Origin of the sequence: Vibrio sp. D401a (genome assembly GCF_030248515.1) — a bacterium.
In the GTDB taxonomy this organism is placed as follows: Bacteria; Pseudomonadota; Gammaproteobacteria; order Enterobacterales; family Vibrionaceae; genus Vibrio; species Vibrio rotiferianus.
On sequence record NZ_JAHGAI010000012.1, the window covers coordinates 290988 to 308173 of the forward strand.

Sequence of the window (17186 nt, forward strand, 5' to 3'; positions counted from 1 at the left end):
TATTAATGCAGAATTGATAATAAGTGTGATGAATATAGAGTATTTACACTTAATTTAACATTTTTGTAACGTTTTGACATGCAATTGTCATAACGTGCTTCTAAGTTTGTGTTTCACAAACAATGTTTAGACGCTATTTGTGATTGATAACTTATTCGCATTAGGCCGAACAATCGCTCTTAGCGAAAGGAATAAAAAATAACAAGGGAAGTTAATATGTCTTTGTCACGTAGAGATTTTATCAAAGCCATGTCTTCGACAGCAGTTGCAACTGGTCTAGTTGGATGTAATAGCGATGATGATACGTTAGTCGCGAGTGCAGCTTTTGAGCATGGGGTTGCGAGCGGGGATCCAACACAAAGCCAAGTCATTATTTGGACGCGAGTCTCAACCGAGGCAGCAAACGTCGACGTAGAGTGGCAAGTTGCTTCTGATATGAACTTTTCAGATGTCGTTCAGCAAGGCGTGTTTTCAACTGATACCAGTCGAGACTTTACCGTAAAAGTTGATGTGATGAACCTCAACGCCAACACCAAATACTATTATCGCTTCCTGGTTGGAGACGCTTCAAGTGTTATTGGAGAGACGCACACTCTACCGGAGGGCGCTATTGATGAAATATCAATGGCCGTCGTATCGTGTGCGAATTATCCAGCGGGTTATTTCAATGTTTATCGTGAAATCATTAACCAACATAAAAGCAAATCTATCGATGTGGTTTTACATTTGGGGGACTATATCTATGAATATGGTTCAGGTGAATACGCGACTGAGAATGCTACTGCTCTTGGTAGAGAGCCAAGCAAAGGGACAGAATGTGTCACATTAGAAGACTATCGAGCTCGTTACGCACAGTATCGACAAGATTCTGATTTGCAGGAACTGCATGCGACTTTACCAATGATTGCCGTTTGGGATGATCACGAACTCGCGAACGATGCTTGGAAAGAAGGCGCCGAAAACCATCAAGATTCAGAGGGGAGTTTTTATGATCGTCGAGCGGCAGCGGCAGCTGCCTGGGTAGAGTGGCTACCAGTACGTGAAAACCCAATATCAAACATGTTGATATATAGGCAGTTCGCGTTTGGTGACCTTGTTAACCTGATGATGCTTGATACTCGCTTGGTAGGACGTGATAAGCCTTTAGATTACTTTTCCATGTCACCCCCTTCTATGGAGGGTATTGCTCAACTTGTGGCTGAGTCGAGAGCAAGCGATAGAGAGCTTCTTGGGATGGACCAGTTAGGGTGGTTAGTTGAGCAGTTTACAACTAACAACTCAAAGTGGAATGTGTTAGGCCAGCAAGTACTAATGTCGAAGATGGAAATTCCAAGCAGCGTCATGCTAGCGATGTTTCAACTCTTTACCGCCACAGATGAGCAGAAATCGGCAGCGTTATTGGCCGTTAACTCCGCAATGACAGCGTATCTTGCTGACCCAAGCTCAGACCCAGTGACATTACCGTATAATCTTGATGCGTGGGATGGTTACTATGTTGAACGAGAAAAGCTGTACCAGTTAGCACAATCCGTTTCTGGCAATTTCGTTTGTCTAGCAGGGGATACCCATAACGCATGGACCAGCGAGCTGGCAGATATGTCGGGTAATCCCATCGGTGTGGAGTTTGCAACAAGCTCTGTCAGTTCTCCCGGTTTAGAAGCTTATTTAGGGTTGGATCCGGTTGCGATTGCTCAAATGGAGTTTACGCTTCCTCACTTATCGAAAGAGCTTCAATGGACAGATATCAAACAGCGTGGTTTTATGCGTGTAACCTTTACTCCGGAAAAAGCAGAATCAACGTGGTACATGGTTTCGACTATTACAGATAAAGAGTATCGAGTTACGACTAAGTCGGCTTCTACTACCGATGGTGTAACGCTAGATATTTAGACAGTTAACGTTGATTTTAGTTTGAACAAAAAAGTCCGCATTTTGCGGACTTTTTATTTGGGTCATTTTAACCATTCATCTTAGAGGTGAAGTTAGTCGATCAAACCGTACTCTTTGCTTAAGATCTCAATGATCTCCGCTTTGGGGTTGTCGCTTAACGAGATTGGCTGACCAGTGATTTTTTCTGCGATACCGATGTAAGTTCGTGAGATGTCCATCAAAGAGTCAATAGGCAGGTCGTTATCACGAGCGAGCGCTTCGCGCTCTGGCATTCGTTCTTTGTTAAGCAGAATATCAGGGTCAGGGAAGTGGTTTAGCAAGAACTGACGGAAACCTTCTTTCGAGTTCTCTACGATATTGCCCGCTTGGTATTCTTTTGTATCCCAAATGCGTGAAGAGTCTGGCGTGCCTACTTCATCCATGTAAATCAGCTTTTCTTTACCTGCTGCATCGTGCACGTAACCAAATTCAAACTTAGTATCAACGAACGTTTGGTCAATGGTGTTGAGGGCATCACTGATTACATTAAAACCCTCTTTTAGTAGCTTCTCGTATTGTGCAATGTCTTCTGCACTAGAGAAGTTAAAGGCTTCGAAGTTATCTACGATGTTTTGGCGAGTGATGTTCACGTCATCCGCTTCAGGTACGCCGGGAATGCCTTTCAAGATACCTTTGGTTGAAGGTGTCATTAATAATTCAGGTAGCGCTTTATCTTTCTCAAGGCCTTCAGGAAGCAGAATACCACAGAACTCGCGCTCGCCATTTGAATAAGCGCGCCACATAGAACCAGTAATGTATTTACGACAGATCGCTTCAATCTTCACTGGCTTTGCTTTTTGCACAATCCAAACGAATGGGTGAGGGATGTCTAAGATATGGCTATCAGCAAGGCCGTTGTCTTTAAACAATTTGAACCAGTGGTTAGAAATCGCGTTTAGTGCTGCGCCTTTTCCTGGAACGCCTTTTAGCCCACCTTCGCCGTGCCAGATACAATCAAATGCGGAGATACGGTCACTGATCACCATGATTGCCAATGGGGCATCAGGAGCAACATCGTATCCTTTTTCTTTGATCAGTCGTGCGCTGTCTTCTTCAGTTAACCAGTATACAGAGCGAACTTTTCCGCTGTGTACAGGCTTGTGGGTGCGAATTGGCAGGTCGTCATTGACGGCAAGTACTTGATTAGCAAGGCTCATTGCGACATTCCTATCATCTTAATCAAACGTCATAAAGAGAAGATATCCAGCGAACAATGTGCGCTGAATAAATCGAATGAGGGCATCATACCAGAACTATTTTAACTCGCCAGAGAAAAAGCAAACGTTTGCCTTAATTTGTTGAAGTACAAAAAAAGCCTCCTTAAAAGGAGGCGAGATGCAGGATGGATAACGTCGATCTTGTTAGTGGTACTTGTTCACTCTGCCTTCGACGAAAAAGACTTCACACTGATAACGTTGGGCAATATCGCGAAGCATTGATTGATTCATTAATGCAATCTCGTTCGATGCGACAACAGCGCTAGCATTACCAGATTGAATAGCTTTAATAACGATTTCCACTTCAGAAAGCTGTTGAGATGGCTTCATTTGAATGATGTTTTGACAGCGAATGTTAGAAGCAGCAAGTTGCTCAAAATCAGGGCGAGGACACTCAGCAGTAAACAGAATCCACTGTTGCTGTTGAGACAATACAGCCAACTTAGAAAGAAGTTGGTCAGACACATCCATAGGTTGTGTTGCTTGTGCCAATACGTTGTAGCGAGAGTATGTATGAGATTGACTTTGTAACTGCATCTTACTGTTCCTTTATACATGCTGTATGTGTATACAGTAGTTTGTTTTTGGTGACAGATCAACCGATTTTTAAAAGTTTAAGTTAATATTTTCCTATGGTTATTTATGTTTGTTTTTGTAACTTATTGAAGTTTAGAGGAATTATTTTTGGTTTTGCTTGTTTTTATGAAAGGGGATAAATGTGAGATAAGTAGTGTTCTTTCTCTAGCTACAGGTCATTACAACTGTATATACAGTACTTTTTTTCGTCTATACAGTGTTTTGGATAAAGGAGGGAGCGCTTTGAAGTGCGCTTATCCACTCAAAGGTACAACCTTAGAAAGTGATTTGATTTAGTATTGTCGCAAACTAGAGTGCGTCGTTGTTTGATACAGTTGGTATCATGTTTAGAGATCAAAAAAGCGCCTCTAAAAAGGCGCCTTTGAAAATCAGTTCCATTGATTTGTTCTGATTAGCTCGCTTGGTGTGCCATGCGTTCACGCATTTGCATTTCGCCTTGGTTAAACAGGCGAACGTCGATTTTCGCGATGTCGAAGCAAGATTTGCAAGAGCGATGGTACTTCCCATCAAGGTAATCATGACGAGTTACAAAGCTAGGTTTTTTACACCAGTCACAGGTGCCTTCTTCAGTGAACATTGATTTTCTCCCCACCTAAATTAGTTTTGAGTCGCTAGGTGTTATTTTTCGCCCCGTATTATGGCATACAAACGAACGTTAAGTTAAATGTCTGTTAATTTGTTTGAGAGGGAGATCGATTGCGAGCCTTTGTTTTCTAGGATGAAAAGCTCGCAAGGAAAGGGAGTATTGCTTCAGTTTACTCTTTTGTAACATTTTGTGAGATAATTTTAAACGCTTGATTTAAACGCTTCATCTCATCTTCACTTCCCCTAGAATCAGGGTGATAGAGTTTCGATAATTGTCTGTAGCGCAATTTCACTGCTTTACTGTCGGGAATACGCTGTGGTGTGTAGCCAAATGTGGCACATGCTACTGCGAGTTTTTGATTGTCAGATTGCCCCTTAATTTTCTTAAACTCTTTGAACACCTTTTCGAGTTGGCGTTTAAGTTGTTTATTAGCAAACTGCAGTTCTTTCACCTGAGTCTCTAATTGCAGAGATTGCGATGCTTCATGCGCGATATTGGCTTCAACTTTTTTGTTGTGTCTTCGGTAACCAAAAGCAAAGCCACCAACCAATACACTTAACCCGAGTGCGCCTGAGGCATACCACATGTTCGTGGTCTCTGCTTTCTGTTCCTGTTCAACAGATGCTTTATCTTGCGCTTGTTCATGTGTGGCATTTTTGTCTAACTCAACAATCTCAGAGACTTGCTTAGCCCTTAGTTGATTAAAGCGTTCTTCTAAAAACTGATTATACGCTTCTTCGGCTTGAGGGTTTTTTAGTGCGGCTAATTGGTACCAAGCCTCAAGTAGATCTTCGGTGCTGATGCGATTTTGATGGTACTGAACAAAGTCTGCGAGGAGGAAGCCTCTATCGGTTGGATCGTTTAAGGCAACTGAAGTAAACCAATAAGTTGCTTGTGCGAAGTCAACGTTTCCTGTTAATCCTCTGGCGTAGTCTTCAGCTAATTGTTTCTGGGCTGGAATATAGCTTTGTCTTGCCGCTTGCTCTAGCCAATAACGCACGTCAGAAGGAGAGTCTGGGTTGGGTTTTAACGCCAGTTGTTGCGCTAGATCGAATTGAGCTTCAGGCTGCGTAGGACTTTGAGAAGCGAATGCAGTGCTTGTAAGGCAGGCACTTAAAGTTAAGGTAAGGGCGATGGTTCTGAAAGACATTGGGTATGTCAGGTCTAGCGGAGTTCGCTAGACCTGCTCCGGTAATCGTTATTATTACCGATATGGTGCAACCAAATTACTTCAGTGGCAAGATCTGGATTTCAACACGGCGGTTGCAAGCACGACCTTCAGAAGTTTGGTTTGAGCATAATGGGCTACGTTCACCATAGCCACGAGCAATTGCACGACCTGGTGCGACGTTTTGCGATACTAGGAATTGACGAACTGATTCTGCACGACGCTCAGATAGCGTTTGGTTGTATGATTCACTACCAGTGCTGTCTGTGTAACCGTCGATGACTAGGCTTGTGTCAGGGTATTCTACAAGAATGCGCGCTACACCACGCAGTGTATTGTGGATACCTGCATCTAGTTGGTATGAGCTAGATGAGAAACCGATGCCATTTTCCATACGAAGTAGCAGCTGGTTCTCACCAACACGCTCTACTTGTACACCCGAGTTAAGTAGTGCACGACGCAGTTCTGCTTCTTGTTGATCAAAGTAGTAACCTACACCAGCACCTGTTGCACCACCTGCAGCTGCACCAATTAGAGCATGCTTACGACGTTCTTTTGCGTTGTCACCTGTTGCTAGACCGATTGCAGCTCCAGCAATAGCGCCAATTAGAGCACCTTGAGTTGTTGAGTTTGTTTCGTACTCGCCTGTAGTAGCATTTTGACGTTGAGTAGCTTGACAGCCAGTAAGAGCAAGCACTAGTGCAAGTGCAATAGACATCTTTTTCAAAGGAATATCTCCATATAAAACAGAGGCGATAAAGTGAGCCTCACATTAGGAATCGAATTATACGTAGGGTGTTATTGATATTTGTTATGTAAAAGTCAGACTGATAATGAACTCAGCCAAAAAGTTATTTGCTATCAAGCATTTTTCTAGCTTGTGCGCCACCAACCCCGCGGTTAACAGATACTTTGCGTCCTTTCTTTAGCCCGACTTCATAATCTGCGGTGAGATTTTTCATCGCTTCTTTTAGCTGTTTCTTGAACGTCTCACGGTCGATGTTTTTGAACTCTTTATCAATGTAGTTATTGATTTTGTTTGCCGACTCTTCATCAGGTGAAATGGTCGGTAGTTTTTCTAACGCACCTTCCACCCAACCAGAGACAAATGAGTTAACTCGACGAGTCACTTCCATGGATGATGTGCCTGAACCAGCAAAACTATTGCGGAACTGTCCGGTGCTTTCGTTCATTTCGCGATAGATAATGTCGAAGGCAAATGCAGCAAAGATGGCTCGATCAGCTTCACCGATAAACTCTACTCGTTTTAGACCTTTATGGTTCAACAAAACTGCTTCAACACCAAACTTGGTATTAATGCCTCGAATCACGCGCAGTATAGTCGAGCTGATGTTAGCAGGTAACAGGTGGGAAGATTGTGTCTTACCCATCTTGATAAACTCAATGTCATCTTTATCTAGACCGTATTTGAGCATGAGGCGGTGCGCCATTTTGATAGCGTTTGCAGCCTCGTTTACATTGGCGGAGTTACCTAGTTCTAGACACTTAGCGATTTTCTTAAGAGCTTTTTGCTTATCCATTGACGACCAATAACAAAAACACAAAATTTGAGAAGTCGGATATATTACCTTTTTTGGCGTAAAAACGAAACCAAGGACTTTATGTCCAAAGGTTTAAGCTTGCTGGGCTATGTGCGCCACAAAAGAAAAGCACCCATAGAAGGGTGCTTTGAAAAAAGAGGGGGGCTGGCATTAAATTAGATGCCAAGCTCATCAAGTAGGTCATCTGCCGCGCTATTCGCTGTTGTTTCAGGCTTTGACTTTTCTTCCATACTCTTACGGGTTGCTTCCAAGATATCATCTGGCGTTTCATCTTCAGCAACTTCAAACTCTTCTAGCTGGATAAACTCGGTTTTATCCATTGCTAGTTCCAAATAGAAGATGTTGTTATTTGCCGTAGAGAATGTCACGCGACGCGCTTGTGGGCGGTCAAGGTTAGTATCAACTTGCAGAATCACTTGCTTGTTCAGAGCCAGCATCTTAGGTTGGTTTTGCGTGATGTTTGTTTGTAGCTCTTTGCGGATTTTATTCGTGAAGTCACCCACTAGTTGGTTCATCAGCTCACCAAGGACATCACCGACTTCATCAGACGTATGCGAGATTGCAAGTTCTTCTTCCGGCATGCCCATATTACGCATGTAGTCCGTATAAATCTCTAGCGCCGCCTTTGCGGTAAAGTTAATGACAACTAAGCCAGTAAAACCACCGTCAAAAAGGACAAAGCAGCCAAAATCTGGCTTAAGGCTGGTTTTGTTGATCTTTTGCACCATTGCTGAATAGTGAACTTGAGAAGATGTTGCTGAAGTTAAGACGCCAGAAACCGACTGACAAAGTTTTAAAAGGATATCCTCAGTAGTGACTACTTTATTTTTTTTCATTCTAAATGCTCAATATAATGGTCTTAAAAGCGAGTTTTGCATCAATGTAGGTGTGAATAGCTAAAAAAGAAAGCATAAGTTCAATTGTTGCAATGAGAATCTGATTTGATCACTTTTTTAAATGTTGTAAAGTGACGAAATTCAAAGAATATTACTTAACCTATCAACTTCTTCAATTATCGCAATAATTGATTGGAGAGTCGGCCAAGTAAACAAAAACAATACCTATCACTGATCGGAATAGTGTCGTAGGGGCAGGAAGCAATGTTACCAAGATTACACTCTCAAACGGATGTCGATCCTCTTGTATTATCTTTCCTAAAAGAGTTGGAAAATGCAGGATTCACTGGCGACATCGAAAGCCAATATTCAAGCCGCCTAGCAGTAGCGACTGACAACAGTGTTTATCAACAGCTACCTCAAGCGGTAGTCCATCCAAAAAACACACATGACGTCTCTCTCATTGGTAAGCTGGGCAATAAAGAAGAATACGAGCGAATTACCTTCTCGCCGCGTGGCGGAGGGACGGGAACCAACGGTCAGTCGTTGACGAAAGGCATTGTGGTTGATTTATCTCGCCACATGAACAAAGTCTTAGAAATCAACGAAGATGAAGGTTGGGTTCGTGTCCAAACTGGTGTGGTTAAGGACCAACTTAATGATGCTGTTCGCCCTTACGGTTTCTTCTTCTCTCCTGATCTATCGACGAGTAACCGAGCGACTATCGGTGGGATGATCAATACCGATGCGTCTGGTCAGGGGTCTCTGAAATACGGTAAGACATCTGATCACGTGCTATCACTTCAAGCGGTTTTTGCTGACGGCTCGTTGTTAGAGTCGGATCTTTCAAATGGTTTGCCAAGTGAAGGTGAGTTTGCGCACACCGCAATGCATGTGACCGAGTCGGTGTGTCGTGAAAAGCGTCCGCAAATCAATGACAAGTTTCCACCTTTAAACCGATTCTTAACGGGTTATGACCTCAAGAATGCGTTTGATGAGGGGGAAGATAGTTTCGATATCACACGTGTGCTGTGTGGTGCAGAAGGTTCACTGGCCTTTATTACTGAAGCCAAGCTTAACCTAACCCGTATTCCCAAGGCGCGCACCTTGGTGAACGTTAAATACAACAGTTTTGATTCTGCATTGCGTAACGCCCCATTTATGGTTGAGGCGAACGCTTTGTCGGTAGAAACCATTGATTCAAAAGTACTTAACCTAGCGAAACAAGACATCGTTTGGCACACAGTGAGCGACTTAATCACCGACGTGCCAGATAAAGAGATGCTTGGCATCAACATGGTGGAATACGCAGGCCAGGATGAAGAAGAAGTCGCTTCTCAAGTCGCTTTCCTGACTGCCAAGCTAGATAGCATGTTGGAGACAGAAGAAGCAGGTATTATCGGTTATCAAGTATGTAGCGACGTCGCGAGTATCGGCCGTATCTACAATATGCGTAAAAAAGCGGTTGGCCTGCTTGGTGCAGCCAAAGGGCGTGCGAAGCCAGTAGCCTTCGCAGAAGATACTTGTGTACCACCGGAAAACCTAGCGGATTTTATTGTTGAGTTCCGTGAGTTACTAGACGCGAAATCACTCAACTACGGTATGTTTGGGCACGTAGATGCGGGTGTACTTCACGTTCGCCCAGCGTTGGATCTGTGTGACCCTCACCAAGAAGCATTGATGCATGAAATCTCAGATGAGGTGGTTAAGCTGGTGGCGAAATACGGCGGCTTAATGTGGGGTGAGCACGGGAAAGGTTTCCGCTCTGAATATGGGCCTGAGTTTTTTGGTGAAGAACTCTTTACTGAGTTACGCCGAGTAAAAGCAGCTTTCGACCCGCATAATAAAATGAATCCGGGTAAGATCTGTACACCGCTAAATAGCGATGCAGAGCTGGTAAAAGTCTCCGATACCAAACGCGGCTACTTTGACCGCCAGATTGACGTTCAAGTCCGTGACAGCTTCAAACAGGCGATGGAGTGTAACGGTAACGGATTGTGCTTTAACTACGACACCAGTTCACCAATGTGTCCTTCAATGAAGGTGACAGCAGACCGTCGCCACTCGCCAAAAGGGCGCGCAGGATTAGTTCGTGAATGGTTACGCCAGCTTACAGAGCAAGGCATTGACATTCTCGACCTAGAGAAGCAAACGCTAGAAAACAAAACGTCCATCAAAACCATGATCGATCGTGTGCGACATTCGATAAATCGCCGTCATGAGTATGATTTCTCACACGAAGTTTACGAGGCGATGAATGGTTGCTTGGCATGTAAAGCATGCGCTAGCCAGTGTCCTATCAAAGTTGATGTGCCTAGCTTCCGCTCTCGTTTTCTCAATATTTATCACTCACGTTACCAACGTCCAGCAAAAGACTATTTGGTGTCGAACATCGAATCTATGCTGCCATTAATGGCAAAAGCACCAAGTGTGGTTAATGGTGTGCTTAAGCAATCTTGGGTTCAGAGCTTAACGGCTTCGACCGTAGGGTATGTTGATGCGCCGCTGCTTTCTGTTCCGACCTTGAAGGAGCGAGTTGAGACGTTAACCACTGCTTATGATCTTCAAGCATTAAGTGGTCTATCAAGCGAAGATAAGCAAAAGCATGTGCTGATTGTTCAAGACCCATTTACCAGCTACTACGACGCTGAAGTCGTGGAAGACTTTGTGAAGCTAGTTAAAAAACTGGGTATGAATCCAGTTCTACTTCCATTCAAACCGAATGGCAAAGCGCAGCATATTAAAGGTTTCTTACGTCAGTTTAAAAATACTGCGCAAGACACTGCTAAGTTCCTTGAAATGGTCGCGGATTTAGATATCCCAATGGTAGGGGTCGACCCTGCGTTAGTGCTTTGTTACCGCGATGAATACGCTGAAGTATTAGGCAGCAAGCGAGGCGAGTTTGATGTTCTTACTGCCCATGAATGGCTTCACCCAAGGCTAGGTGAGTTCGAGGCCCTGGAATCTAATGATCAAGCGCCTTGGTATTTGTTCGCGCATTGTACAGAGAAAACCAAAATGCCAAACGCTGAGAAAGAGTGGGGGGCTATCTTCGCTCACTTTGGCGCGGTCTTGAATACCGTACCAGTAGGTTGCTGTGGTATGGCGGGTACTTTCGGTCATGAGGTGGATAAGCTATCAATGTCTCGTGATATTTATGATCTGAGTTGGAAGCCAAACTTGGATAAACTCGATAATGAGCGTTGTTTAATTACCGGATACTCCTGCCGAAGCCAAGTCAAACGCTTTGAAGGGGTAAAACCTAAGCACCCGGTTCAAGCTTTGCTAACCTTGATATAATACTTTACGAAAGCCCAGTTTAACTGGGCTTTTTGTCAGTAGCGAAACGTTACCAATGATGACTATGATTTTTTCTCATAAGGATATGAAGATTGAAAAAGCTAGAGCTTAAAGTACCACCTGTTGCTCTTTTTTTGCTGATGGTACTGCTGATGTACTGGTTAAAGGGTACGTTGCCAGAGATGAAGATTACGGTGCCTTTTGTTGAGTTTGTTAGCGCAGGGCTAATCGCGCTTGCAGTTGCGGTCGGTATTGCTGGGGTTTACGAGTTTCGTAAAGCCAAGACGACGGTAAACCCCGTTAAGCCAGAAACCGCATCGATGGTGGTTGATACCGGCATTTTTGCATATACGCGTAATCCAATGTACGTCGCTCTACTGTTATTGATCATTGCGGTTGGCTTATGGTGGCAGCATCTAAGTGTCATTTTGTGTAGCGTATTGTTTGTTGTATATATGAATCGCTTTCAAATCAAACCAGAAGAGCGCGCATTAGAAAGACTGTTTGGTGAAGATTATTTGGATTACAAGAATCAAGTGCGTCGCTGGATTTAATGAAAGTCCGTGGACACTGGCAGTAAAAAGAAAACCCAGCTAAATAGCTGGGTTTTCTTTGATACTTTTGTCGGCGGCTGGTTAAGCTGCCTTAGCGAACTTTGCTAAAAAAGCGTCTTTGCGTTCGTGGAAGCGTTGAACTAAATCGTCTACCGCCTCTTGGTCGTATGGCTTAAGGCCACTAGCTACCATGCGCTTAATGCCTTTACCAACAACTTCACCATCTTCTTTGAAAGCGAAGTTTAGCGTCACTAAGCCTCGTTTGCCTTCAACGTCAAACGTTGCACCCGTAAAGTCCACTTCTGGATGAGTTAGGTCCAGACGGCTGAATTCCACTTCCATACTCTCGTAGATTACTAGAGGTCGTTGGCAGTTGATCATCATTTGTTTCTCTTCCATTAGAGGAACCATGATGTGAGGGAAGTTCATGCCAGAGAATTGAACGTAGTTTGTTACGACATGCTCAATGAACGCAGGGTTGTGGTTAGTTTCACCTTCACGCGACATGTGCAGGTATTCTTTGCCCGCATCATCGACTACCGCACTCTCTTTTTCACACTTATTTTCAATGTGAAGTGCAACACCATCATTTACCATTCCGGAGAAATCGAAACGCATCTTTTGGCTTACGCCTTCTTTGCTCAGCAAAACAGCAAAAAGCAGATCGCCAGGCACACAAAAGCGTTTGTTGTCTTCATCATGGATAGGGTTGTAATCACCAGCTACGCGCTTTGCGAAGTGACTTGCTTGCTCACGAGTGAACTGAAATTGGTGATTAGTGTTTGAAAAATAAGGTGTTAGAAACATAATTTTTACGTAGTAACCAAAACTGTCAGGGATTATATGCGAATATCTGCGTAGCAATGGTCCATCCAGTGAAAACTTCACTGTATCTTAACAATGAAACGATAACGCAGCGGAATAAAGCACCAAAAATGGCGTTTTTGTATTGCACTATTCAGTATGGCTATAAATCAGTAATTTACCATATCATTGAAGGACGAGATGCGTATAAATACAATAAAGGCTCCACGGAGGAGCCTTTAGGGTTATCAGCAATAATGATTAATGCACGCTAGGGAGCAAGCTCTCTGGCATCAATGCGTTATGAAGAGCAAGCTTGAGTAGTGCGTTGGCTTGCTCGATATCTGGTGCGAAGTAGCGGTCTTTATCGTAGAACGACACTTTTTCACGCAGCATTTGTTTTGCAATCTCGATACGTTCAGAAGATTTGTTTGGCGCGCGGAAATCCAACCCTTGCGCGGCAGATAAGTATTCAACCGCCAAAATGCCACGCGTGTTTTCACCCATCTCTTTCAGACGACGAGCAGCGAAGGTCGCCATTGATACGTGGTCTTCTTGGTTTGCGGATGTTGGCAAGCTATCGACAGAAGCAGGGTGAGCCAGTGTTTTGTTTTCACTCGCCAGCGCAGCCGACGTCACCTGAGCGATCATAAAGCCCGAGTTTACGCCGCCATTGTCGACCAAGAACGGAGGAAGTTTAGACAAAGCACTATCAATAAGCAGTGCCATGCGACGCTCTGACAAGCTACCAATCTCTGCAATCGCAAGTGCAAGGTTATCCGCCGCCATAGCTACTGGTTCAGCATGGAAGTTACCGCCTGAGATGATGTCGTTGTCTTCGGCGAACACAAGTGGGTTGTCTGAGACGGAATTTGCTTCTACTTGCAATGTTTCTGCGGCATTACGGATTTGCTGCAAACAAGCCCCCATAACTTGAGGCTGACAGCGCAGGGAGTAAGGGTCTTGAACCTTTTCACAGTTGGTATGGGATTCACCAATCTCACTGGTCGCTTCTAATAGGTGTCGATACGCTAACGCCGCATCCATTTGGCTGCGATGGCCACGAACTCGGTGGATACGAGGGTCGAACGGACGACGGCTGCCTAGTGCTGCTTCTACCGACATCGCGCCACAAACTGTCGCAGATGAGAATAGGTCCTCGGCAATGAACAAACCTTCGAGTGCAAACGCCGTTGATGCTTGAGTACCGTTAAGCAGTGCAAGACCTTCTTTCGGTGCCAGTGTGATTGGCTCTAGACCCGCAATTTGCAGCGCTTCTAAGCCAGAAATAACTTTACCATTGTGACGCGCTTGGCCTTCACCAAGAAGTACCGTACTCATGTGGGCTAGCGGTGCTAAGTCACCCGATGCGCCGACGGAGCCCTTTTGAGGCACGCATGGATATACTTGTGCGTTCACAAGGTCAATCAGCATGTTGATGACTTTCAAGCGCAAGCCTGAGAAGCCACGCGCAAGGCTATTAATTTTCAGCACCATCATCAAACGAACGGTTTCATCTGACATAAATTTGCCGATACCTGCCGCATGAGAAAGTACAATACTGCGTTGCAGCGTTTCTAGATCTTCCGGCGCAATACGAGTGTTTGCGAGTAGACCGAAACCCGTATTGATGCCATAAACGGTGCGATCTTCTGCAATCACTCGGTCGACAACTTGAGTGCTTTCCTCAATCGCCGGAATGGCTTCTGGGTCGAGAGTAAGGTTAACAGGTGAGCGGCTCACCTGACGCAGTTCGTTTAAGCTAATATGGCCCGGCTTTAGCGTTAAATTGAGCATGTCTTTCATCCTTACTTCAGCTTTTTCAGTTCTTCATTGAGCATTGGCAAATCCAGTTTTTGCTCAGCTGCACATTGTTTTGCGATGTCATATCCCGCATCGGCATGACGCATAACGCCCGTCGCTGGGTCATTGTGAAGTACGCGAGCAATACGCTCAGACGCATCATCACTGCCGTCACAACAAATCACCATACCTGAGTGTTGAGAGAAGCCCATGCCAACGCCGCCACCATGGTGAAGTGATACCCAAGTTGCACCACCTGCGGTATTCAATAGGGCATTAAGTAATGGCCAATCCGATACGGCATCAGAGCCATCCATCATGCCTTCAGTTTCACGGTTCGGACTAGCTACCGAGCCAGAGTCTAAGTGGTCACGGCCAATAACAACCGGTGCTTTCAGTTCACCGTTTTTCACCATTTCATTAAAGGCTTGGCCAAGGCGCTCACGGTCTTTCAGACCTACCCAACAGATACGTGCAGGCAGACCTTGGAACTGAATGCGTTCACGTGCCATATCTAGCCAGTTGTGTAGGTGAGGGTTATCAGGGATCAGCTCTTTAACTTTCTGATCGGTTTTGTAGATGTCCTCTGGGTCGCCAGACAATGCTGCCCAACGGAATGGCCCAATACCTTCACAGAATAAAGGACGAATGTAAGCCGGTACGAAACCCGGGAAATCAAACGCGTTTTCGACGCCTTCTTCCAGCGCCATTTGACGGATGTTGTTACCGTAATCCAGTGTTGCAGCGCCGCGGTTTTGCAGTTCTAACATGGCTTGAACTTGCACAGCCATTGATTGTTTTGCCGCTTTAACTACGCCAGCTTCGTCTTGTAAGCGCATTTCTGCTGCATGAGACATGCTCCAACCTTGAGGCAGGTAGCCGTTCAATGGGTCGTGCGCGGAGGTTTGGTCTGTTACTACGTCTGGCGTGATGTTACGTTCCACTAGCTCAGGGAAGATGTCTGCTGCGTTACCTAGTAGACCGACTGAAATAGGCGTGTCGGATTCTTTGAGCATCGCTAGGGCTTCATCTAGCGATGTGGCTTTCTTGTCGACGTAGCCTGTGCGCAGACGGTAATCGATGCGTGACTCGTCACACTCAACAGCAATCATTGAGAAACCTGCCATTGTGCCAGCTAGAGGTTGAGCGCCCCCCATACCGCCAAGGCCGCCAGTTAAAATCCAACGACCTTTCGCGTCGCCGTTAAAGTGCTTTTTAGCTACTGAGACAAACGTCTCGTAAGTGCCTTGAACAATGCCTTGTGAACCGATGTAAATCCAGCTACCTGCAGTCATCTGTCCGTACATCATCAAGCCTTCTTTATCGAGCTCATTGAAGTGCTCCCAGTTGGCCCAATGTGGTACTAGGTTTGAGTTCGCAATCAGAACGCGTGGCGCATTTTTATGAGTCGGGAAAACGCCAACTGGTTTGCCTGATTGGATGAGAAGAGTTTGGTCATCGTCGAGTCTTTCTAACACTTCAACAATCTTATCCAAGCATTCCCAATTTCGTGCTGCTCGACCAATACCACCGTATACAACGAGCGAGTGAGGGTGCTCGGCTACATCTGGATCAAGGTTGTTCATCAGCATACGAAGCGGGGCTTCCGTCAGCCAAGATTTGGCGCGCAGTTGTGTACCGTGTGGAGCACGAATTGTTCTGCTTGTATCAAGTCGTGGATCTTGTCCCTGGCGCTGTGTCATTTTAAGACTCCTTTAGTTTCACGTGTGTACCAAGTCTGTGCTTGGCTATTTCTACTCGAGTAAAGTGCTGTTTGAGCTGTGCCTTGTTCGAGTTGATTCTTATTGGGTTAGGTTATTTTGGTTTATGGTCTTTCTCTGCCATGGCATTGGCAATGTCCCAACATAGGCGGGCTGCCAATCGAGCGGTTTGGCTATCGACGTCATAAGTGGGGTTATACTCGGCAATGTCTGCCAGCATGAGCTTGTTTTTGTAATGTATTATTCGGTCGAGAAACGGCGAAATGATGTCGTAGCTGACCCCTCTTGCTGCTGGAGCGCTTACACCCGGAGCTGTCGCCGCAGGGAACACGTCCAAATCAATCGTTAGATACAGGTAATCGCAGTCATCGATAAAGTGCTGTAGTTGCGTTAAATGATAGCTGTGGTTCATGTAGCAAAGCTGTTTGTCTTCCACATACCAAACGTTGAGCTCGTCTGCTTTCTGGAATAGCGCTTTGGTATTGCTGCTGCGACTGACGCCAATGCAAGCGTAATGAAACTTCCAATCATTGCGTTGGCAGAAGTGATGAATCTGATTAAATGGTGTGCCTGAGCTCGGTTTTACATCTGCCAGCGAACTTTCAAAAGCGCGCAGGTCGAAATGTGCATCGAAGTTGATAATGCCAATCTTCGGCTGCTTGTCTGGGTGATGGGTTTTGAAGTACTCGGCCAAGCCGGAAAATGATGCCCATGCGATCTCATGCCCGCCGCCTAGTACTACGACAGGTGAATGGGGTAGTGCTTGAGCAACCGTCGCTGCGCATTGCGATTGGCTGCTCTCTAGCAGGTCGTCTTCGCAAACGACAGTTCCGAGGTCATAAAGCGGCGCATCTTGGTGCCAAGCGAGATTGGCTAGGGCACGACGGATTAAATCCGGTGACTTTTTCGCTCCAATACGGCCTTTATTTCTAGCAACACCCGCGTCGGTCGCAAAACCAAGGATTGAGACGCCTTCGCTTCTGCTCGGTAACTCTTCAACAGAAATATTTTTAATCACGTGGTGAACGCGCTTACCCAGTTCTCCATCTTCTGCATCGTGGCGACCTTGCCAGTGAAATGGAGCGGTATTTGGATCTGATTGAGCCATG

Annotated in this window: 14 protein-coding genes; 3 read left to right on the forward strand and 11 right to left on the reverse strand. The window is 45.2% G+C overall.

The annotated features are described in order from the left end of the window. Window positions 1-216 precede the first annotated feature (216 nt). A complete protein-coding gene (locus KIV41_RS08080; RefSeq protein ID WP_285336037.1) occupies window positions 217-1890 on the forward strand; it encodes an alkaline phosphatase in 1674 nt (557 codons plus the stop codon). Between the two features lie 92 nt (window positions 1891-1982). Here the strand turns inward: KIV41_RS08080 and KIV41_RS08085 are convergent, their stop codons facing one another. The 7 genes from KIV41_RS08085 to KIV41_RS08115 form a co-directional block, all read right to left on the reverse strand. After that, window positions 1983-3086: a phosphoribosylaminoimidazolesuccinocarboxamide synthase gene (locus tag KIV41_RS08085; RefSeq protein WP_285336038.1), complete on the reverse strand. Its 1104-nt coding sequence runs from the start codon at window positions 3084-3086 to the stop codon at window positions 1983-1985. A 204-nt stretch (window positions 3087-3290) separates the two neighbouring features. After that, the gene (locus KIV41_RS08090; RefSeq protein WP_285336040.1) at window positions 3291-3683 is read right to left on the reverse strand and encodes a SulA-like leucine-rich domain-containing protein; all 393 of its coding nucleotides are present in this window, start codon (window positions 3681-3683) and stop codon (window positions 3291-3293) included. Between the two features lie 451 nt (window positions 3684-4134). Beyond that, window positions 4135-4320, reverse strand: coding sequence for a hypothetical protein (locus tag KIV41_RS08095; protein WP_010448626.1), 186 nt, complete (start codon window positions 4318-4320; stop codon window positions 4135-4137). A 178-nt stretch (window positions 4321-4498) separates the two neighbouring features. Continuing rightward, on the reverse strand, window positions 4499-5479 hold the full coding sequence (locus KIV41_RS08100; protein ID WP_285336041.1) for a J domain-containing protein: 981 nt from the start codon (window positions 5477-5479) through the stop codon (window positions 4499-4501). A gap of 76 nt (window positions 5480-5555) precedes the next feature. Continuing rightward, window positions 5556-6215, reverse strand: a complete 660-nt coding sequence (locus tag KIV41_RS08105) for an OmpA family protein (RefSeq protein ID WP_010448628.1) — start codon at window positions 6213-6215, stop codon at window positions 5556-5558. Between the two features lie 133 nt (window positions 6216-6348). Continuing rightward, window positions 6349-7038, reverse strand: coding sequence for a DUF2786 domain-containing protein (locus KIV41_RS08110; protein WP_010448629.1), 690 nt, complete (start codon window positions 7036-7038; stop codon window positions 6349-6351). A gap of 176 nt (window positions 7039-7214) precedes the next feature. Further along, the gene (locus KIV41_RS08115) at window positions 7215-7895 is read right to left on the reverse strand and encodes a DUF3334 family protein (protein WP_088880641.1); all 681 of its coding nucleotides are present in this window, start codon (window positions 7893-7895) and stop codon (window positions 7215-7217) included. 264 nt (window positions 7896-8159) lie between these two features. Here KIV41_RS08115 and KIV41_RS08120 point away from each other — a divergent pair, with 264 nt between their 5' ends. Further along, window positions 8160-11195 carry an FAD-binding and (Fe-S)-binding domain-containing protein gene (locus KIV41_RS08120; protein ID WP_285336042.1) on the forward strand — a complete coding sequence of 1012 codons (3036 nt, stop codon included), beginning with the start codon at window positions 8160-8162 and terminating at the stop codon, window positions 11193-11195. 92 nt (window positions 11196-11287) lie between these two features. Next, window positions 11288-11749 (forward strand): isoprenylcysteine carboxylmethyltransferase family protein, encoded by a 462-nt coding sequence (locus KIV41_RS08125; RefSeq protein ID WP_285336043.1) that lies wholly within the window; start codon window positions 11288-11290, stop codon window positions 11747-11749. An 81-nt stretch (window positions 11750-11830) separates the two neighbouring features. On the opposite strand, the gene KIV41_RS08130 is transcribed toward KIV41_RS08125, so the two are convergent. From KIV41_RS08130 to hutG, 4 genes are all read right to left on the reverse strand, one after another. Continuing rightward, window positions 11831-12556 carry a DUF3581 domain-containing protein gene (locus tag KIV41_RS08130; protein WP_038887058.1) on the reverse strand — a complete coding sequence of 242 codons (726 nt, stop codon included), beginning with the start codon at window positions 12554-12556 and terminating at the stop codon, window positions 11831-11833. A gap of 258 nt (window positions 12557-12814) precedes the next feature. Beyond that, a complete protein-coding gene (hutH, locus tag KIV41_RS08135; RefSeq protein ID WP_285336044.1) occupies window positions 12815-14350 on the reverse strand; it encodes a histidine ammonia-lyase in 1536 nt (511 codons plus the stop codon). An 11-nt stretch (window positions 14351-14361) separates the two neighbouring features. Continuing rightward, the gene (gene hutU / locus KIV41_RS08140; protein WP_285336045.1) at window positions 14362-16059 is read right to left on the reverse strand and encodes a urocanate hydratase; all 1698 of its coding nucleotides are present in this window, start codon (window positions 16057-16059) and stop codon (window positions 14362-14364) included. 112 nt (window positions 16060-16171) lie between these two features. Then, the gene (gene hutG / locus KIV41_RS08145) at window positions 16172-17185 is read right to left on the reverse strand and encodes a formimidoylglutamase (protein WP_285336046.1); all 1014 of its coding nucleotides are present in this window, start codon (window positions 17183-17185) and stop codon (window positions 16172-16174) included. Window position 17186 lies beyond the last annotated feature (1 nt).